Raw genomic sequence first — 18,506 nt, 5'->3', positions numbered from 1 at the left:
CCGTCAGCTTAACGGTCGTTTGGGCAAACCCCATATCGACACCGATCGTCGGAAAATCCATCGACGTTGATTGACGCGGACAGTTAACACTCTTTAAGATTTGGCTGCCTCGAGGCCCACCCGTCCCTGCGTCCCCCGCCCGCAACAACCCTGCGCGGGCGGGTGTCGTCCCCCGCCCACGGGAAGGCCCCCGATGTCCTCACCACTGCGCCGCGCCCTCGCCGCCGGCCTGCTCGCGCTCGCCACGGCCGGCGCCACCCTCACCGTCATTCCCACCGCCGCGCAGGCCGTGGTGCTGCCGAACAACTTCAAGAGCGTCGGCTACATGCCCTCCTGGGCCGGCAACATCAACACCATCCAGTACAACAAGCTCACCCACATCAACTACGCCTTCGTCCTGCCCAACAGCAACGGCACCCTGCAAGGGGTGGACGGGGCCCGGCTCTCCTCGCTGGTCTCGCAGGGGCACGCCAACAACGTCAAGGTCTCCATCGCCGTCGGCGGCTGGAACGACGGCAACGACTCGGCCTTCGAGACGCTCGCCGCCAACGCCACCAGCCGCACCAACTTCGTCAACAACCTGATCAACTTCGTCAACCAGTACAACCTCGACGGCGTCGACATGGACTGGGAGTACCCCGACCCGGGCGCCTCGGCCAACAACTACACGGCCCTCATGACGCAGCTCAGCAGCGCCCTGCACAGTCGCGGCAAGCTGCTCACCGCCGCCGTGGTCAGCGAGGGCGGCAGCGTCCAGGGCGTCCAGACGGCAGTGTTCAACCAGGTCGACTGGCTCAACATCATGGCGTACGACGGCGGCAGCCCGCACGCCAACTACGACTGGTCGATCAACAGCATCAACCTGTGGAAAGCCCGCGGCCTGCCGGCCAGCAAGGCCGTCCTCGGCATCCCGTTCTACAGCCGCCCCGTCTACTACAACTACTCGTACCTGGTCGGACTCGACCCGGCGAACGCCAACCGGGACTGCGCCACCATCGGCGGCAGCCAGCAGTGCTGGAACGGCATTCCGACCGTCAAGCGCAAGACGCAGTGGGCCCTGGCCAACGCCGGCGGCGTGATGAACTGGGAGCTGTCGCAGGACACCAGCGGCTCGACCTCACTGCTCAGCGCCATGTACGACACCATCATGGGCGGCACCACCCCGCCGCCGACCGGCCGCACCGGTCAGATCACCGGGATCGCCGGCAAGTGCGTCGACGTGGCCTCGGCGAGCACCGCCAACGGCACCGCCGTCCAGCTCTGGGGTTGCAACGGCACCAACGCCCAGACCTGGACCGTGGCCAGTGACAGCACGCTGCGCGCCCTCGGCAAGTGCGCCGACATCACCAGCGGCTCCACCGCCAACGGCGCGAAGGTCCAACTCTGGGACTGCAACGGCAGCGGCGCCCAGGTCTGGCAGACGCAGTCCAACGGCACGCTGCGCAACCCGCAGTCGAACAAGTGCCTCGACGCCAGTGACAACAGCTCCGCCGACGGCACCCGGTTGCAGATCTGGGACTGCTTCGCCGGCGCCAACCAGCGCTGGACGCTTCCGGCCTGACGCCCCGCCCGCAGGGTCCCCGGACCAGCTGGCCCGCAGGGCCCCCGGTCGATGCGAAAGGCGTCAGCCGGGGGCCCCTACCTGCTCACCGACCAGTGTGAGCATCTCCTGCACCGAGCCGGCCGGGTCGGTGACCGGGAACTGCACGGCCCGCACCACCGCCGTCGGGTCGACCAGCAGGGTCAGTCGCTTGAACCGGGTCACCCCGCCCGCACGGAACACCGGCAGCAGCAGCCCCGCCCCCAGCCGACCGTCCTCGTCCGACAACAGCGGAAACGGCAGCTCGGCGTACGCGGCGAAGTCGGCGAGCTGGTCGGGCCGCTGGGTGCTGACGCCGTACACCCGGACACCGGCTCTCACGAAGTCCGGATGACGCTTGGCGTACGTGGTCGACTCCAGGGTGCAACCACGGGCGCCGGGAATCTCCGCCCAGCCGGGCGGATAGCCGTGCGTCCCCGGCGCGTACGCCCCGGGGAACAGGTAGAGGACCGTCCACGCGTCCGTCGCGGCCACCGCCACCGGTTGCCCGTCGGCGGCGGGCAGGGCGACATCGGGCAACCGTCGGCCGACCAGGTCCTGCGCGCGGCGCGCCTCGGCCGAGCCCGCGCCGGCCGTCGCGGTCACGTCACCGTCGCCCATCAGATGCCTCGTCCCCCAGTCCTGCAGCGCGATCAGCACCGGCAACAGCCCCTCGCCCCTCGCGGTGAGCAGATAGTCGTACCGGGGTGGGTGTCGCGAATACGGTCGGCGCTCCAACACACCGTGCTCGACCAGGGCGGCGAGGCGCTCGGTCAGCGCCCGCCGGCTGACGCCCAGCTCGCGTTGCAGCGCGTCGAAGCGGGTCGTCCCGCCGGCGACGTCACGCACGATGAGCACCGTCCACCAGTCCCCCAGCACGCCGAGCGCCTGCGCGATGCCGCAGTCCGCATCGACAAGATCCTCTCGCCGCACCGGCTACCTCCATTGGTTCCGTCCCGACTATAGTCCGTTTCAGATTGGAATGCTCTGCGTCGACGGACGGCAGCGGTCCGCGCGTCGGTTTCCCCGACCGAACGCCACCGGGAGCCATAGTCTGGGATCGGGGAGCACCCCGGACTCCCCACCGGGAGGACCACGTGGCAGCGAACCAGGCGAGCAGGGCGGCGACCCGCCGTCGCCGGCAACTGTGGGCCGGGGTCCTCGCACTCGTCGGCCTGGTCCTGCTGGTCATCGGCGTCACCGTCGCCGACGGCATCGCGGCCTGGGTCGAGGTGGTGGTCGCGATCCTGCTGCTGGTGACCAGCTACGTCGTGCAGCGCCTGGCCCGACGCGAGACCGTCTACCGGCCCGACGAACGACGCTGACACCGCCGGCGGCCGGGCGTACGCCAGATCGTCGGACGGTTGTGCCAGGCTGTCCGGCGTGGCACACCGACCCCCGATCCTGCTGATCGACGCAGCCAGCCTCTACTTCCGGGCCTACTTCGGCATACCGGAGTCCGCCGCCAAGGCCGAGGACGGCACCCCGGTCAACGCGGTGCGCGGCTTCCTCGACATGCTCGCCACCCTGATCCGGGTGCGGGGCGCCGACCGGATGGTCTGCGCACTCGACTACGACTGGCGCCCGGCGTGGCGGGTCGACCTGCTGCCGTCGTACAAGGCGCACCGGGTCGCCCCGCAGGGCGGCGAGATCGTTCCGGACACCCTCTCCCCGCAGGTGCCGATGATCCTGGAGGTGCTGACCGCGGTGGGCATCACCGCTGTCGGCGCGACCGGCTACGAGGCGGACGACGTGCTCGGCACCCTCTCGGTGACCCAGCCCGGCCCGGTCGAGGTGGTCTCCGGCGACCGGGACCTGTTCCAACTCGTCGACGATGCGCGACCGGTCCGGCTGCTCTACGTCGGGCGCGGCGTCGCCAAGCTCGACGACTGCGACGACGCCGCCGTACGAGCCCGCTACGGTGTGCCCGCCGACCGGTACGCCGACTTCGCCGCGCTACGCGGCGACCCGAGCGACGGGCTGCCCGGGGTGGCCGGCGTCGGCGACAAGACCGCCGCCCGGCTGATCGAGCGGTACGGCAGCATCGCCGGCATCCTGGCCGCGCTCGACGACTCCGACTCGTCCTTCGCACCGGGCCTGCGCGCCAAGCTGGTCGCGGCGCGCGACTACCTGGGCGTCGCGCCGACGGTGGTCCGGGTCGCCCTGGACGTGCCACTGCCGGAGCTGCCCACCGCACTGCCGAGCGCGCCCGCCGACCCGGACCGGCTGCTCGAGCTCGCCCAACGATGGAACCTGGCCGGCTCGGCCCGCCGCCTGGTCGACGCCCTCGCCGCCCCTCGCGGCGGCGCGAAGCCGTCGACACCCCCGCAAGCGGGGTAACCACCCGACACGACCCGGTCGGGGGACGAGCGGGCGAACGCCGGATCCCGCGCTCGCCCGCTCGTTACCGTCCGTAGAGGTGGACCGGACAGGTCCATCGAGTCGAGCGGTTCCGCAGGAGTATCCCGTGCACCTCGCCGCGCCGGAGCCCGGATCGCCACGGGCCAGCGGTCCGCCGGTGCGCGACCCGGAGGCCCCACGCCGGGTCACCCTCCTCGAACTCTTCTTCGACCTGGTGTACGTGGTCGCACTGGCGCTCATCTCACGGGGAATGGTCGACCAGCTCGACTGGCACCGTGCCGCCGAGGCACTGATCATGCTGGCCGCCGTCTGGTGGACCTGGGCGATCACCACACTGGTCACCGACCTGTACAACCCGGAACGCACCGAGATCAAGCTGCTGATCAGCGCCGTGATGTTCGGCGCGCTGCTGATGACCACGGCGATCCCGGAGGCGTTCAACGATCGGGGGCTCGTCTTCGCCGGCACCTACGTGGCGATCCACCTGGGGCGTGGCCTGTTCCTGATGCCGGCCGTACGCCGCGAACCGCAGACCCAGCGTCGGGCGGCCCGCATCTTCGTCTGGTTCACGGTGTCGGCGATCCCATGGCTCATCGGCGCGTTCGTCAGCGGGGACGCCCGGATCACGTGCTGGGCCGTCGCGCTCGCCATCGACTACCTCGGCTTCCGGCTCGCGTACCCGGTGCCGGGGCTCGGGGTGGTGCCCGAGAAGCAACGCAACGTCACCGCGGAGCATCTCTCCGAGCGCTACCAGCAGTTCTTCATCATCGCGCTCGGCGACGCCATCCTGACGATCGGCACCATGTTCAGCATTAAACACAACGAGGCCGAGAACATCGGGGCCTTCGCGGTGGCGTTCCTGACCACACTGCTGCTCTGGCGGATCTACGTGCACAAGTCCGGCGAGCTGCTGCCGACCGCCATCCAGGCGGCCCAGTCGCCCAGCAAGTTCCTGTTCAGCGCGCCGTACACCCACCTGTTGATGATCGCCGGCGTGGTCACCACGGCGGCCGGCTTCCACCTGGTGCTGCACGAGCCGACCGGGCGGACGCCGCCGGCCTGGCTGGCGGTGATCCTCGGCGGCCCGGCGCTGTTCCTGGCCGGCCGGGCCTCGTTCGAGTACGAGGTGTTCAGCCGGGTGTCGTGGTCCCGACCCGGTGGGGTGCTGGCGCTGCTGACCATCGCCCCCGCCCTGCTGTACCTGCCGCCGGTCTTCGCCTCCCTCGGCGGGCTGCTGGTCCTGGTCGGCGTGGCCTACGCGGACTTCCGGCGTAGCCACGGCAAGCCGCCGGAGGCCCCGTCACCGCCGCACTGAACCAAACCCGCCCTTCACCGCGGAATCGGGCCGGCCAGCAGCCGGCCCGCGTCGGGCACGTACGGTTCGACACCCAGACCGGTGAGCAGTTGATGCACTGTCGCCGTCGCCGCGGTGAGCACCGGGCGCCCGAGACGGGCCTCCACCTGCGGCACGGCCGCCAACGACGGCAGCTGCACGCAGGCGGAGAGGACCACCGCGTCCACGCCGGTCACGTCCAGACGACCGGCCAGCTCGACCAGCCGCGCCGCGGGGATGCGCCCGACCGCCACGTTGTCCGGCTCGCAGAGGCTCACCGAGTCGGTCACCTGCACGCCGTACGCGGCGAGGTAGGCGGCGACGGTCGCTGTCAACGGTGGCAGGTACGGCGCGATCAGGGCCACCCGGCGGGCACCGAGCGCCCTCAGCCCGGCGACCAGCGCGCCGGCACTGGTCACCACCGGCATGTCGTGCCCGGCGCGAACGGCCGCGCGGCCCAACCGCCGCTCGGCCCGCTCGTGCGCGCCGGCGCCTTCGCACATCACCGCCACCAGACAGGCGTACGCGAGCACATCGCAGCGGGCATCGGCCAGCTCCGCGACGCAGCGCAGGGCGGAGCGGTTCATCCGGGCCAACTCGTCGGCCGTCACCTGACGCAGCCGTACCCGACTGGCGTGGGTGGTGAAGCGGACCGTCGGATCGACGACCTCGCGTCGGCGCAGCATCGCCGGGATCTCGGTTTCCATCGTGGTGTTGGAACTGGGCACCACCAGGCCGATGCGGTAGCCGCTCACACCAGTGCCCCGGCGTACCCCCGGACCCGCAGTCGTTCCCGGGCACCTCCGGCCAGGCGTACCTGTAGGCCGAGCGGCGCGGCGGCGCGGCGGACGTCGTCCAGGTGCAGCGATCCGTGCCGGTCCACGGTGAGCACCGGCGGTTCTTCGAGGTCACCCTCCGGCGCGTGGAACGAGAGCAGCGTGACCGAGGTGGTGAGGTAGCCCGGGTACGCGGCGCGGGCCGCGGCCTCGTCCCGGTGGACCAGCACCACCAGATCATCGAGGTGGGCGAAGTCGGCGGCGAGGGCGCCCGCCTTCCAGTGCGCCGGTTCCTCCGCCGCGCCGGTGAGATGCCGGGAGCGGTTCGCCGAGGTGATGTAGAGGTGATCCGTTCCGGTCTCGGCGAGCGCCCGCTCGAAGAAGGCGTTGGACGGGCAGGTCAGCCCTGGTGCGATCACCTGGGTGGTCCGCATCCCCTGGTCGATCTGGGTGAGGTGCTCGGGGAGCCGATCCGCCGCGGGCCCGCGGAAGCCGAACGGCCCGGCCCCGTAGAGGGCGTCCATCAGCGCCCGCACCCGACCGACAGGCAACCGCGGCGAGATCCGCGTCCAGTCGAACATCCCGGGGATCCGGCCGATCGCGGTGGTGATGCTGCCGACCTGGTGGACCGGACGGCCCTTGGCCAGGTTGACCCGGCGTACGGTGGCCGCGTCGGGACGCGTCACGATGACGTAGAAGTTGGCGAACGCCGCCGCGACGATCGCGCCGCCAGCAAGCGCGCGGGCCGCGACCGCGACGTCCTCGGGGCGGTCGATATAGAGGGGCGGTGTCGGGGCGTCCATGAGTCCTCCTCGGCGGGGCCGTGAGGCAGTTCTACGTCCCCTCACCCGGATGACGGCGAGGTCGGTCGCGGATCCGATAGCCGACAGGCGCTACCCGGTGCGGGCGGCGGATACCCGGGCGGTACACAACGACGGACGGCATCGGCCGGATGGGGGATCCGGCGGGGGTCCGTAGCACGCAACCGTTAGCCGCGCGACCCGATTGGGTACAACGGCTGCACCTCAGATCCACCACATACCTCAGGAGGCAGCGATGCGCGGCACCTCGATTCTCGGAGTCATCGTCGTGATCTGGTTGGTGATCGGCGCCATCGCCGGTGGCCAGCGCGGTTACTACAGCGGCGACGACACCAACTGCGCCGAGGCCGGCACCATCCTGGTCACCATCGTGGCCGGGCCGTTGAACTACATCGGCGCCAACCCGAAGGTCGACTGCAAGCTGCCCGAGCCTTCCAAGTAGACGACAGACGTACCCCGGCCCGTGCCCCCACTACGGGGGCACGGGCCGGCGCGGTTTCGACGAGGTCGCCAGGATCACTGGGCCGTCTCCTCCCCCGACCGTCGACCGGTCGACCGGTCGCGTCCCCAGGCGGCCATTGGCTCCAGGGCCTCGTTGAGGCGCGTGCCGTCCTCGGTCAACGAGTACTCGACGCGGGGCGGCACCTCGTCGTAGGAGACGCGGTGCACCACGCCGTCCGCCTCCATCTCCCGTAGGTGGGAGGCCAGCACCTTCTCGGTGATCCCCGGAAGCAGTCGACGCAGCTCGCCGAAGCGACGCAGGGGGTGCTCATGGAGCGCCCAGAGGATCAGCACCTTCCACTTGCCGCCGATCACCTCCATCGCGGTGTCGATACCGCAGGTGTGTCCGTCCGCGGTGCCCGGCCGGTTCACCGTCGCCATACCCACCCCTCCGACGTGCTCGCTCACCCCCGGGTAACCACGCACTCCGAAGTGCGTACTTGATCATCTGGGGACCGATGACCAGCCTAATCGGCATGGAACCGAACACTGTGGAGAAGCCCTCCGTCACGATGCTGGGACTCGGTGCGATGGGTACCGCGCTGGCCCACGCCTGGCTTGCCGCCGGCTACCCGCTCACCGTCTGGAACCGCACCCCGGCCCGCGCCGCAGCGCTCGCGCCCGACGGGGCAAGGATCGCGGGCAGCGCCGCTCAGGCGGTCGCGGCGAGCACCCTGGTGGTCGTCTGCCTGTTGGACGACAGCTCGGTCGACGAGGTGCTGGCTGGCGTGGACCTGGTCGGCCGGGACCTGGTCAACCTGACCACCAGCACCCCTGCCCAGGCCCGCGCCCGCGCGGCCTGGGCCCGCAGCCGCGGCGCGCGCTACCTGGACGGTGGAATCATGGCTGTCCCGCCGATGGTCGGCGTCCCGGAGGCCGGCGGCTACGCCTTCTACAGCGGCTCGCGAGCGCTGTTCGAACGGCACCGGGAGACGCTGGGCGTCCCGGTCGGCACCACCTACGTCGGCGAGGACGCCGGCTTCGCGGCCCTGCACGACGTGGCTCTGCTCAGCGCCATGTACGGAATGTTCGCCGGGGCCGCGCACGCCTTCGCCCTGATCCGTCGGGAGGACATCGACCCGGCGGCGTTCGCGCCACTGCTCGCCGACTGGCTCGTCGCGATGGTCCCGGCGGTGCACCAGACCGCCGACCAGCTGCGCGGCGGGGACTACACCACTGGAGTCGTCTCCCCTCTCGCCATGCAGGTGGCCGGCACCTCGACCTTTCTGCGCACCGCCGAGCAGCAGGGCGTCAGCCCCGAACTGCTCCTTCCCTACTTCGACCTGATGCGCCGCCGCCTGGCGGAGGGCGGTGGCGAGGAGGACCTGACGGGCGTGATCGATCTGCTGGTGCGGTGACGATGTCCGGTGGCTGGAGGCGGTTCCTTGGTGCCTGACGTCGCCCACCGCACACCGGCTAGGGCATCCTAGGAGGCTGGTTTGCAGCTCGCCGGCGTTTGTCCGCGCCGAGACCGGGAACCGCCGATGCCTCAGTCGGCGAACGGGATCGGGAGTGTGGGCATGCAGATCGGCTACAAGCTGGCCGCGGAGGGATACGGCCCGCAGGAGATCATCCGGCAGGCCGAGCGGGCCGAGCGGGCCGGCTTCGACTTCGTCGAGATGAGCGACCACTTCCACCCGTGGCTGGACGCTCAGGGGCACTCGTCCTTCACCTGGAGCGTGCTCGGCGCCATCGCGGCCAGGACCAGCACCCTGCGCCTGGCCACCGGGGTCACCTGCCCGACCGTCCGCTACCACCCGGCGATCATCGCGCAGGCCGCTGCGACAATGGCGCTGATCTCCGACGGCCGGTTCACCCTCGGGGTGGGCGCCGGAGAGCGGCTCAACGAGCACGTGGTCGGGCAGGGCTTCCCCAGCGTGCGAGGGCGACACGAGCGACTACGCGAGGCGCTGGAGATCATCCGACTGCTCTGGCAGGGCGGCTACCAGTCATACGAGGGCCGGCACCTGCAACTGGAGGACGCCCGGATCTTCGATCTGCCGGACACCCTGCCCGTGATCGCGGTGGCGGCCAGCGGTGAGGTGTCGGCGCGGCTCGCCGCCGAGTTGGGCGACGGCCTGTTCGCCACCGAGCCGGACGCGTCGATCGTCGAGCACTACCGCCGCGCCCAGGGTTCGGGCCCGCGCTACGCCGAGGTGCCACTGGCCTGGGCCACCGACGAGCAACAGGCGGTGCAGGCGGTGTTGCAGACGAGCCGATGGATGGTCACCGGCTGGAAGGTGATGAGCGAACTGCCGAACCCGGTCAACTTCGACGCGGCCAGCGCGTACGTCGAGGAGAAGCACATCCGGCAGCTCTTCGCCATCGGCCCGGACCCGGAACCGCACGTCGCGAAGGTCCGGTCGTACGTCGAGGCCGGCTTCGACCACATCGTCCTGCAGAACGCCGGCCCCGACCCGGACGGCTTCCTCGACTTCTTCGCCGGCGACCTCTCCGGCCGTCTGCGCGCGATGGGCTGAGGGCGCACCCATCCGCTCGCCGAGGGCAGGCCAGGAGGCTGGTTCGGAGCATTCGCCGCCGGAGGTGTCGCCCGCATGACCATCAGCTACGCCAGGGGTACAGCCGGCGCACCCGGCCCACCGGCGATCGGTCGATCGCTCCTGCGGGTCGGGTGCGTTTTGGACCGGTGTCCGCCACCCGGCGGGCCACCCCACTGATGGTCAGCGGAAACAGTTGGGAACCGGCGCCGTGCTGTCCAGGCAGTTGCTGGGCTCGTTGCCGCTGATCTCGGTCTCGTCATCGACCTTGGCCTGGGCTTTGTCCACGAAGAGGCCGCCCGGCCGAACGTCGGAGACATTGTCGGCCACTCGGCTCTTGAACAGCGAAATCTGGCCCATGGTGACGAAGATGCCGCCCGCCTTCTTGTCGGCGTCGTTGCGGCTGACGTCGCTACGGCGCACCAGCAGGTTGGACTTCTCCGAGTAGATCCCACCACCGTCGCCTTCGGACATGTTGTCCGTGATGGTGCTCTCGTCGAGCGGAAGCAGGCCCTGGAAGGTGGAGATGCCGCCGCCCTTGACCGTGGCGGTGTTGTCACGGATCGTCATGCCCCGCAGGTAGAGCACCGCGTCCGAGTTCGCGATGCCCCCGCCGACCTCGGCGGTGTTGCCGATCACCCGGACGTCCGAGACCTTGCTGCGCGCCGAGAAACTGGCGAAGCCCCCGCCCTGCGCCGCCTTGTTGTCGGCGAACGTGCTCCGGTGGACCTCGGCCGCTCCCCGGTAGTTGCCGAGCCCACCGCCATAGCTGGCGGCGGTGTTCTCGAAGAACTTCGACTTGTCCAGGGTGAGCACGCCACCGTTGAGCAGCCCTCCGCCCTTGCCCTCCTTGCCGATGGCGCGGTTGCCGACGAAGGTGCTGTCGCTGATCACCATGTTGCCGTCGTTGAAGACCGCGCCACCGCCTCCCTCGGCGGAGCGGGAGGTGCTTCCGATGATCGTCGTGCGCCGCACGGCGGCGGCGGCTCCATGGACCACGTGGATGCTGCCCCCCTCGGCTGCCGACCGGCCGTTCTTGAGGACGACGTCACTCAGGTCCAACTCACCACCATCGCGGACGGTGAAGAACCGGAACTCCTCGGCGTCCGGGTCGCGCCGGATGGTGGCGCCCTCCCCCCGGATGGTGATGGCGTGGTAGATGACAGGCAGACCGGCCTTGTCGTCCTTCGGATCGCGCGGGGGCGTCTCGGCGTCCCCGGGGTTCTCGGCGGTGTCGGCAGCCTCGCGGGCGTCCCGGATGCCGCCGTCGTAATCGTCGGGTTGCTGGAAAGCCTCGGTGAGGGTGTAGGTGCACTTGCGCGCCAGGCGAAGCTCGCCGCCACCCTCGGCGTTGGCACGGACGAGCGCCGCGATGAGCCGGTCGGAGTCGCAGGGCACCGTCACCCGGTCGGCCGCCGCAGCCGCCACGCCGGTCAGACCCGTCGTCGCCACCACCATGCCACCAGCCACCAGACCACCGGTTAAGAACCACCGGGACCGCCGCCTGGGCCGCGCTGGGCGTCGACTCGCTCGGTACGTGAACATAGAACTTCCCTGCCCCTCGTGCATCTGAACACGGCCGCCCCCAAAACAGGCGCGGGGTGGCTAACGTCCCTACCGCCACCGAAATGACGATACGACGGTCAAATGTGACAAGGCAGGCGAACGTGAATAAGCTTGCGATTGCGCTTGGGTGCCCCGTCCGGCACCCGACCGGCACAACAGGGCCGAATCCCTCCGAAACACCGGCTCGGGGCCGCTCCAGTGCCAGGGGCCGGCCCCAATGGCGGCCACGTCAGCGCCGAACTCACCCGCCGACGTGGATGCCGGGTCGACGCAGCGGGTCCCGTTCGGTCCGGCGGATGATCTCCCGCACGACCGGCGGGGTGTCCCCCCGGCCCAGGATGAGGTAGCGCGCCAGATGCGCGATCGGGCTGCCCTCCGACCACTCGAAGTGCGCGTGCGGCCGGACGCCGGTGGCGTCCCGCAGGGCCAGCAGGATCGCGGCGATCGCGTTCGGCGCGGCCGGGCTGTTGGCCCGCAGCACCCGGAAGCCGCCCACCTCCATCCCGTGCACGCGCAACACCTGACTGAACTCCGACGGATCGACCACGTCGATCTCCAGGAACAGCACGTCCGCGGCCCCGGGCACCGGATTCATCCCGCGCTGCGCACGCTCCTTGATCGTGTACTCCTTCACCGACCCCTTCTGCCGCTTGTTCGCGATCAGGTGCAGCTGCCCGTCGTGCGCCAGCGACTCGGTGATGAACCGACGGGCCGCCTCGTCGAACTCGATCCGCTCGGCGCGCAACTCGGTGGTCCGGGTGACCCGGGAGACCAACGAGACCACGATGATGCCGAGGATGAACAGCGCGGAGATCGTGATGCCGTCCGGCTGTTCGATGACGTTCTCCAGCAGCGCGTACAGCAGCACCAGGGTCAGCACTGTGAAGCCGATCGCGGAGCCACGCCGGTGATGACGGGCCGCGGAGATCGTCACCGCCACCGCGCCGGAGACCATCATGGCCAGGATCCCGGTGGCGTACGCCCCGGCCTGGGCGTTGACGTCGGCGCGAAAGGCGATCGTGATGGCGACGCTGACGACGGTGTAGACGATCACCACGGGGCGTACCGCCCGCGCCCACTCGGGCGCCATGCCGTACGACGGCAGGTAGCGCGGCACGATGTTGATCAGCCCGGCCATCGCCGAGGCGCCGGCGAACCAGAGGATGAGCACGCTGCTCACGTCGTAGACGCTGCCGAACACCTCCCCCAGGTAGGTGTGCGCCAGGAACGCCAGCGCCCGCCCGTTCGCGCCGCCGCCCGGCCGGAACTCCTCCGCCGGAATGAGCGCCGTGGTCACGAAGGTCGTCGAGATCAGGTACACCGACATGATCAACGCGGCGGTGGTGAGCAGCCGACGAGTGTTGCGGATCCGGGCGGCGAGCCGGGCCTGCTTGTCCGCTCCGTCGGCCGAAACCAGGGGCATCATGCTGACCCCGGTCTCGAAACCCGACAGCCCCAGCACCAGCAGCGGGAACGCCAACACGGCGGTGACCAGCACCCCGCCCGGGCCGCCACCGGTCGAGGTCACCGCGGCCGTCCAGTTCGACACGATGCCCGGGTCCTCGACGATCCGGGCCACCGCGACCACGACGATCACCGCGTTGAGCACAAGGAAGACCGCGACCAGCGGGATGGCCACCACCACCGCCTCGCGGAACCCGAGCAGGAACACCCCGCCGAGGATGAGCAGCAGCACCACCGTCACCACGACCGGCACCACGGACCCGTGCAGGACGTCCGGCAGGTACGGGTTCTCCAGCAGGTGCACTGTGGCGTCGGCCGAGGAGAGGGTGATCGTGATGATCCAGGAGGTGGCCACGAAGCCGAGCAGCACGAGGACGAAAATCTTGCCCCGCCAGAACGGCAACAACCGCTCCAACATCGCCACCGAACCCTGACCGTGCGGGCTCTCCTGGGCCACCCGCCGGTACATCGGCAGCATGCCGAACAGGGTGAGCACGACGATCAACAGGGTCGCCAGCGGGGAAAGCGCGCCGGCCGCCACCGCCGCGATTCCCGGCAGGTACGACAGCGTGGAGAAGTAGTCCACGCCGGTCAGGCACATCACCTGCCACCAGGCGTGCCGACGGTTCTGCCCCTCGGTCGCCTCGGGGCCGGGCGGCTGCACCTGGTGCTGGAAGAGCCACCGGCGCAACGGGCTGGCCGGCGGCGCCGAGCGGGCCGGGGTGGCCACGCGTTCGGGCACCACGACGCCGTGCCGGCCGCCCCGGTGTGGGCGGGCCGGATCGCGGGCCGCCCGCAGCGCCGGGTCCGGGCCGCTCGGCGCGTGGCGGCGCCCGGTCCAGCGCCCTGGTTTCGCCCGGTGCTCGTCAGCCATCGCCAGTCCCACCCTCACAGGTCCTGATCTGACGGTAGGCGGTGACCCGGCGCCCGATCGGCGGAACCGGGCACCTGTTCGGCCTGCTCAGGACAGGTCCGTGACGGTGAACAGCCGGGCCAGCGCGGGTGGGTCGGCGACGGTCACCGTGGCCGCCGGGTGCCGGGGCCGCCCGCCAGGCAGCAGCGCCGGCACCGGTACGGCGAAGCGCAGGCAGATCCCGCCGGCCGCACTGCTGCCGAAGGTCGCACCGCCGTCGGCCAGCGACAGGTGCGGGCCGATCGCCCGCCACCATCGGTACGGCCCGCTCAGCTCGACGGCGGTGACGTTGTCCCGCTCGGTCCGCAGCCGCCAGGGCCCGTACCGGATCATCAGGTCCCGTTCGGTGACGACGACCCAGGCCGTCGCCGGGCGGACCCCCAGCAGCGCCAGCACCGGGCGGAACACCGGGTCGAAGCGGAACGGAAACCGGGCCACGACGCCGGTCATCGGGCGCCGGGCCGAGCGGTGGGCCGCGACACCGGGCCGCCCGGCCGCAGGGGGCCGGGCCGCGCGGGCCGGGGGCGGGCGGCGGGCCGGCGCCGGGCCAGGACGGTCATGGCGCGGGCGTACCCGATCCGGGCCCGCCGACACCCCCCGGATCCGCACGCCGGTCGAACTGACCCCGTTCGGTGCTCCCCCACCGCCGGCCGACACCCCCCGGGCCGGCCGACGGTGGCAGACGGTCGACACCCCCCGGGCCGACCGGCTGTCCCCCGGCGTGACCGACCCGACCTCGGGCGGCCACGCGGGGTGGAACTGGTGGGACGCGCCCCCGCGCTCCGCCGCCCCCCACGGGGCGGAGCGCGGAGGCCCCCCGTCCCGGCTACTGCAGGAACGCCCCGAGGGGCGAGAGCAGCAACCGGCCGAGCGCCGCGGCGTTGTCGTCCAACCGTGTGCGCTCACACTCGCGGGCGTCCGGATCGTGCCGGCACCGCCAGATCTTCTGCGCGTTGCGCCAGGCGACATCGCGGGTGTACTCGACCAGTTCCCCCTGGTACCAGTCGTCGATGTCGCCGTTGAGCATGTCGATGAGCAGCTGCCACCGCTCCAGGTAACCCCGGCGCAAGCCGGGGATCTTGTCCGCGAAGATGTTGTTGATCTCGAGGTAGTCGTGGTGCTGGTCGCTGCCGTCGACCGGCTCCGACTCCAGGTGGTCGAACGTGGTCACCAGTGCGAACGGCAGGTCGAAGTTGATGTGCGCGTTCACCCCGGCCGCCGCCGACGGCAGCGGGCGGGCATCGGGCCCCCGCATCCGCTCGAAGAGGCACGACCACGCCTTCGGGGTGCCGGGGCTGGAGTCGGTCCACAGTCTCATCGCGTCGAAGTACCGGGCGGCGAACTCGACGTCGAGCCGGGAGAGGAAGACCGGATCGACGAAGCGGTCGTCGTACAGCCCGTCCAGCACGCTGCTGGTGATGGTCAGGTAGAGCTTGTTGAAGTCAGCGAGGGGGCAACTGGCTTCCAACGGTGGCAGCCGGACCAGCATGTCCTGGAGCTTGGTCAGGTGATCGACCACGGCCGGCACGTCCGCGGGATGATCGGCGAGCAGGTCGACGATGTCCCGGTGCACGGGCCCCCAGACCGGTTCGATCATTTTTCCTCCATTGTGGTCGGCGGCATCCCCCGTGCCGTCGTCGACGCGGCCCAGCCTCTCAGCCGACACCGGGGCACCGGATCAGTAGAACGACGTATCCCGGCGCGCACACGCGCCGGGATACGTACTTCAGTGGTCGGGTCGGTCAGCCCCGTTGGTTGCGCAACTGGATCGCGCTGGCCTGCACGCGGGTACGCACCTGGAGCTTGTCGAAGATGTGCGACACGTGCACCCCGATGGTCCGCTCGCTGATGAACAGCCGCTGCCCGATCTCCCTGTTGGTCAACCCCTCGGCGACCAGGGCGAGCACTTCCCGCTCCCGGGCGGTGAGCGCCGCCAACTCGTCGTCGGACGCCTCGACCGGGACGCTGCGCGCACCGGTGGTGCTGTCGCGCTCGTCCAGCGACACCCGGGCCCGCCCGGCCAGCTCGCGGATCTCCGAGGTCAACGGCACCGCGCCCAACCCCTGCGCCACCCGGTACGCCTCCCGCAGGAGCTTGCCGGCGGTCGCCACCCGGCTGCGCCGAGCCAGCAGCGCCTCGGCCTGCCGCAGCCGCGAGTAGGCCGCCGGATAGGGGTGATTGCGTCGATCCCACTCGGCGGCCGACACGGCCCACAGCTCCGGATCGCTGCCGTCGAGGCGGCTCACCTCGGCGGCGCACAGCGCCAGGAAGCCCTCCACCACCGAGCGCACCGGCCGGGCGGCACCGGCGCTCTTGCGGGCCACCCGCTCGGCCACGTCCCGCAGCCGGCGCACCGCCGTCGGGTCCACCTCCACCGTGCGGCTGGCGTGCGCCTCAGCCTCGGCGCGCAGGCCGTGCCAGACCAGCGCGGAGAGGATCATCACGTCGTCGGAACGGCTCTCGGTGAGGCCGCGCTGCACCGCCTGCCGGGCCACGTCGTGGCGGCCCTCCCACATGGCGAGCCCGGAGCGCAGGGTGAGCAGCGGAATGACGTGTCGCGCCCCGCCGCCGGCGAGCAGGGTCGCCACCGCGTCGAGGTCCCGACCGGCGGCCTCGATGTCGCCGTAGCCCACCGACAGCCGACACCGGGCCAACAGCAGCTCCACGGCGTCCGCACCGGACGGTCGGTGCCGCAGGGCCGCGGCCACCACCTTCTCCGCCTCGGCCCACTGGCCCACCCGGAACAGCCCGTTGATGGCGATGGCCAGCAGCCGGGTGCCCCAGGTGCGGCCCAGCCCCAGCTCGGCCACCCGTTCGGCGCCCCGCCGGGCCACCACCACGCCCTCTTCGAGGACGTTCAGCGGCCCGGTCAGCAGCTCCGCCAGGTGCAGGTACGCGCAGGCCACGTCCTCGGGTTGACCGGCACGCTCGGCGGTGTCGAGGGCGTCGCGCATGACCGCCAGACCGGCGTCCGGGTCTTCCAGACAGGCGTCGCTGAAGCCCAACGCCGAACTGGCCAGCACCACCTCGGTGGCCGAGCCCGCCACGTTCTCGGCCAACGCCAACGCCTCGCGGGCCCGCTCACCGGCGTCGGCGTAGCGGCCCAGGTGCAGCAACAGCTCGGCCAGGCGGGCGGCGGCGCTCGCCCGGTCCCGAGGGGAGCAGTCCTCCGCCTTGAGCGCCCGCTGGTACTCCTCCTCGGCCAGCGCGGAGCGACCGGCGGCGGCCAGGTAGCGGGCCCGGCGGATGTGCAGCGCGCAGCTCGGCTCGCCACCCCGCAGCGTGGCGAGCTCCTCCAGCAGGGCCAACGCGCGGGCATGCTCCCCACAGTGGTGGGCCGCCTCGGCGGCGTTCTCGAGCAACTCGACCCGGTCCACAGTCAGCGGGCCCGGCTCGGCGGCCAACTGCAACGCCGCCGACCAGTGTCGGTGCGCCTCGGCGTAACCGTGCAGCCGCTCGGCCTCCTGGGCGGCGGCCACCGCCGCCGGCAGGGCCCGCGCCGGCTCGCCGGCCAGCCGCCAGTGGTGCGCCAACCGGGCCTGGTGCAGCTCACCCGGCGCCGTGGTCAGCGCCTCGGCGTAGCGGCGGTGCAGCCCGGAGCGTTCGGCCGGCAGCAGCTCGTGCGCCAGCACCTCGGCCACGAGGCGGTGCCGCAGCCGGTAGCCCTCGTCGGCGCCGACCAGCAGCCGGTGCGCCACCGCGGCCCGGGCCGCGGCGATCAGCTCGTCCTCCGGCATCCGTAGCACCTCGGCCAGCAGCCAGTGCTGCACCGGCTCGACCCCGGCGGCCACCGCGTGCACCACGGCGTGCGCGTGTTGGGGCAGCGCGTCGACCCGGTCGAGGAAGATCTCCCGCAGGGTCTCGGACAGGCCGTCGCGGCCGTCGCGCAGATCCCGGGCCAACTCCTCGATGACGAACGGGTTGCCACCGCTGCGCTGCCACACCTGCTCGGCCGCGTCCGCGGTCAGCGTCCGGCCGACCACAGCGGCGGCGAGCGTCTCGGTGTCGGCGCGGCCCAGCGGCGCCAGGTCGAGCACCCGCACCGTGCGGAGCCGACGCAGCTCGGTGAGCACCCGGCGCAACGGGTGCACGCCCTGCAACGACTCGGCGCGCACCGCCGCCAGCACCGACAACTGAAGATCACCCAGGCCGGCGAGCAGGTAGAGCAGGAGCTGCCGGGTGCTGCGGTCGACCCACTGGAGGTCGTCGAGGATCAGCACCAGCGGGCGGCCCTCGGCGATCAGGTGCAGGCCACGGGAGACCCGCTCCAGCAACGCGCCGGCGCCGTCCGGGCCGGCGGTCTCGTCGGCGAACATCTGCAGCAGCCCCCGCACCGCCGAGGAGGTGCGCGCGGGCGAGGCGGACACCTCGGTGTCGAACCGGCGCAGCGCCTGCAGCAGCGGGTGCAGCGGGGAGGCGTCGCCGATGTCGAGGCAGCTGCCGGTGAGCACCACGGCGCCGCGCTCCCGTAGGCGGTCGCCGATCTCGCCCAAGAGCCGGGTCTTTCCCACACCGCTCTCGCCGGTCAGGAAGACCGCCGCGGTCTGCCCGTGCGCGGCGTCGCCGAGCAACGCGGACCGAACCGTCTGCACCAGCTCGGCCCGGCCCACGAGCGGTGCGGTGTCCACATCGCTGGCCATGCCACGCAGCCTAATCACAGTGCCCCTCACCGTTCTACGGCCGCCCACCGCTTG

Annotated in this window: 16 protein-coding genes; 7 read left to right on the top strand and 9 right to left on the bottom strand. The window is 71.5% G+C overall.

All coding sequences use genetic code 11. From position 1 onward, the window contains the following. Positions 1 to 193 precede the first annotated feature (193 nt). On the top strand, positions 194 to 1,561 hold the full coding sequence (locus PSH03_RS21700) for a glycosyl hydrolase family 18 protein (RefSeq protein ID WP_238690245.1): 1,368 nt from the start codon (positions 194 to 196) through the stop codon (positions 1,559 to 1,561). A 63-nt stretch (positions 1,562 to 1,624) separates the two neighbouring features. Here the strand turns inward: PSH03_RS21700 and PSH03_RS21695 are convergent, their stop codons facing one another. Further along, entirely contained in the window at positions 1,625 to 2,512 is an 888-nt protein-coding gene (locus tag PSH03_RS21695; protein ID WP_238690244.1) for a winged helix-turn-helix transcriptional regulator, read from the bottom strand. 164 nt (positions 2,513 to 2,676) lie between these two features. Here PSH03_RS21695 and PSH03_RS21690 point away from each other — a divergent pair, with 164 nt between their 5' ends. The 3 genes from PSH03_RS21690 to PSH03_RS21680 all read left to right on the top strand — a co-directional run bounded on the left by PSH03_RS21690 (position 2,677) and on the right by PSH03_RS21680 (position 5,255). Continuing rightward, positions 2,677 to 2,904 carry a hypothetical protein gene (locus PSH03_RS21690; RefSeq protein WP_238690243.1) on the top strand — a complete coding sequence of 76 codons (228 nt, stop codon included), beginning with the start codon at positions 2,677 to 2,679 and terminating at the stop codon, positions 2,902 to 2,904. A 58-nt stretch (positions 2,905 to 2,962) separates the two neighbouring features. Then, positions 2,963 to 3,919 carry a 5'-3' exonuclease gene (locus PSH03_RS21685; RefSeq protein ID WP_210785773.1) on the top strand — a complete coding sequence of 319 codons (957 nt, stop codon included), beginning with the start codon at positions 2,963 to 2,965 and terminating at the stop codon, positions 3,917 to 3,919. A gap of 127 nt (positions 3,920 to 4,046) precedes the next feature. Beyond that, a complete protein-coding gene (locus tag PSH03_RS21680) occupies positions 4,047 to 5,255 on the top strand; it encodes a low temperature requirement protein A (protein WP_238690242.1) in 1,209 nt (402 codons plus the stop codon). Between the two features lie 14 nt (positions 5,256 to 5,269). Here the strand turns inward: PSH03_RS21680 and PSH03_RS21675 are convergent, their stop codons facing one another. Together PSH03_RS21675 and PSH03_RS21670 are read right to left on the bottom strand one after the other, a co-directional pair. Continuing rightward, on the bottom strand, positions 5,270 to 6,028 hold the full coding sequence (locus PSH03_RS21675) for a maleate cis-trans isomerase family protein (RefSeq protein ID WP_210785771.1): 759 nt from the start codon (positions 6,026 to 6,028) through the stop codon (positions 5,270 to 5,272). Next, a complete protein-coding gene (locus PSH03_RS21670) occupies positions 6,025 to 6,852 on the bottom strand; it encodes a hypothetical protein (RefSeq protein ID WP_210785770.1) in 828 nt (275 codons plus the stop codon). The genes PSH03_RS21675 and PSH03_RS21670 overlap by 4 nt, the downstream gene beginning before the upstream one ends. Positions 6,853 to 7,105: 253 nt before the next feature. Here PSH03_RS21670 and PSH03_RS21665 point away from each other — a divergent pair, with 253 nt between their 5' ends. Further along, positions 7,106 to 7,312: a hypothetical protein gene (locus tag PSH03_RS21665; RefSeq protein ID WP_007460667.1), complete on the top strand. Its 207-nt coding sequence runs from the start codon at positions 7,106 to 7,108 to the stop codon at positions 7,310 to 7,312. A 74-nt stretch (positions 7,313 to 7,386) separates the two neighbouring features. On the opposite strand, the gene PSH03_RS21660 is transcribed toward PSH03_RS21665, so the two are convergent. Then, positions 7,387 to 7,752 carry a winged helix-turn-helix transcriptional regulator gene (locus tag PSH03_RS21660; RefSeq protein WP_238690241.1) on the bottom strand — a complete coding sequence of 122 codons (366 nt, stop codon included), beginning with the start codon at positions 7,750 to 7,752 and terminating at the stop codon, positions 7,387 to 7,389. Between the two features lie 95 nt (positions 7,753 to 7,847). Here PSH03_RS21660 and PSH03_RS21655 point away from each other — a divergent pair, with 95 nt between their 5' ends. Both PSH03_RS21655 and PSH03_RS21650 read left to right on the top strand, forming a co-directional pair. After that, on the top strand, positions 7,848 to 8,729 hold the full coding sequence (locus PSH03_RS21655; RefSeq protein WP_210785768.1) for an NAD(P)-dependent oxidoreductase: 882 nt from the start codon (positions 7,848 to 7,850) through the stop codon (positions 8,727 to 8,729). Between the two features lie 162 nt (positions 8,730 to 8,891). Beyond that, on the top strand, positions 8,892 to 9,851 hold the full coding sequence (locus PSH03_RS21650; RefSeq protein ID WP_210785767.1) for a TIGR03557 family F420-dependent LLM class oxidoreductase: 960 nt from the start codon (positions 8,892 to 8,894) through the stop codon (positions 9,849 to 9,851). A 201-nt stretch (positions 9,852 to 10,052) separates the two neighbouring features. On the opposite strand, the gene PSH03_RS21645 is transcribed toward PSH03_RS21650, so the two are convergent. From PSH03_RS21645 to PSH03_RS21625, 5 genes are all read right to left on the bottom strand, one after another. After that, on the bottom strand, positions 10,053 to 11,414 hold the full coding sequence (locus PSH03_RS21645) for a right-handed parallel beta-helix repeat-containing protein (protein ID WP_210785766.1): 1,362 nt from the start codon (positions 11,412 to 11,414) through the stop codon (positions 10,053 to 10,055). Positions 11,415 to 11,676: 262 nt separating this feature from the next. Further along, positions 11,677 to 13,773, bottom strand: a complete 2,097-nt coding sequence (locus PSH03_RS21640) for an APC family permease (RefSeq protein WP_238690240.1) — start codon at positions 13,771 to 13,773, stop codon at positions 11,677 to 11,679. 87 nt (positions 13,774 to 13,860) lie between these two features. Further along, on the bottom strand, positions 13,861 to 14,262 hold the full coding sequence (locus PSH03_RS21635) for a hypothetical protein (RefSeq protein ID WP_210785764.1): 402 nt from the start codon (positions 14,260 to 14,262) through the stop codon (positions 13,861 to 13,863). A gap of 376 nt (positions 14,263 to 14,638) precedes the next feature. After that, positions 14,639 to 15,409 (bottom strand): DUF5995 family protein, encoded by a 771-nt coding sequence (locus PSH03_RS21630; protein WP_210785763.1) that lies wholly within the window; start codon positions 15,407 to 15,409, stop codon positions 14,639 to 14,641. A 145-nt stretch (positions 15,410 to 15,554) separates the two neighbouring features. Then, complete coding sequence (locus PSH03_RS21625) at positions 15,555 to 18,452, bottom strand: helix-turn-helix transcriptional regulator (protein WP_210785762.1); 2,898 nt, start codon at positions 18,450 to 18,452, stop codon at positions 15,555 to 15,557. Positions 18,453 to 18,506: the final 54 nt, after the last annotated feature.

This window comes from Micromonospora salmantinae (assembly GCF_022230905.1).
In the GTDB taxonomy this organism is placed as follows: domain Bacteria; phylum Actinomycetota; class Actinomycetes; order Mycobacteriales; family Micromonosporaceae; genus Micromonospora; species Micromonospora salmantinae.
This window is presented reverse-complemented; position numbering and strand designations above follow the sequence as displayed.

Bases quoted from the DNA above. Each gene is read 5' to 3' on its own strand.
- PSH03_RS21700 (WP_238690245.1), top strand. From the start codon at position 194: ATGTCCTCACCACTGCGCCGCGCCCTCGCCGCCGGCCTGCTCGCGCTC.
- PSH03_RS21670 (WP_210785770.1), bottom strand. From the start codon at position 6,852: ATGGACGCCCCGACACCGCCCCTCTATATCGACCGCCCCGAGGACGTC.
- PSH03_RS21665 (WP_007460667.1), top strand. From the start codon at position 7,106: ATGCGCGGCACCTCGATTCTCGGAGTCATCGTCGTGATCTGGTTGGTG.
- PSH03_RS21660 (WP_238690241.1), bottom strand. From the start codon at position 7,752: ATGGCGACGGTGAACCGGCCGGGCACCGCGGACGGACACACCTGCGGT.
- PSH03_RS21655 (WP_210785768.1), top strand. From the start codon at position 7,848: ATGGAACCGAACACTGTGGAGAAGCCCTCCGTCACGATGCTGGGACTC.
- PSH03_RS21650 (WP_210785767.1), top strand. From the start codon at position 8,892: ATGCAGATCGGCTACAAGCTGGCCGCGGAGGGATACGGCCCGCAGGAG.
- PSH03_RS21645 (WP_210785766.1), bottom strand. From the start codon at position 11,414: ATGTTCACGTACCGAGCGAGTCGACGCCCAGCGCGGCCCAGGCGGCGG.
- PSH03_RS21640 (WP_238690240.1), bottom strand. From the start codon at position 13,773: ATGGCTGACGAGCACCGGGCGAAACCAGGGCGCTGGACCGGGCGCCGC.
- PSH03_RS21635 (WP_210785764.1), bottom strand. From the start codon at position 14,262: ATGACCGGCGTCGTGGCCCGGTTTCCGTTCCGCTTCGACCCGGTGTTC.
- PSH03_RS21630 (WP_210785763.1), bottom strand. From the start codon at position 15,409: ATGATCGAACCGGTCTGGGGGCCCGTGCACCGGGACATCGTCGACCTG.
- PSH03_RS21625 (WP_210785762.1), bottom strand. From the start codon at position 18,452: ATGGCCAGCGATGTGGACACCGCACCGCTCGTGGGCCGGGCCGAGCTG.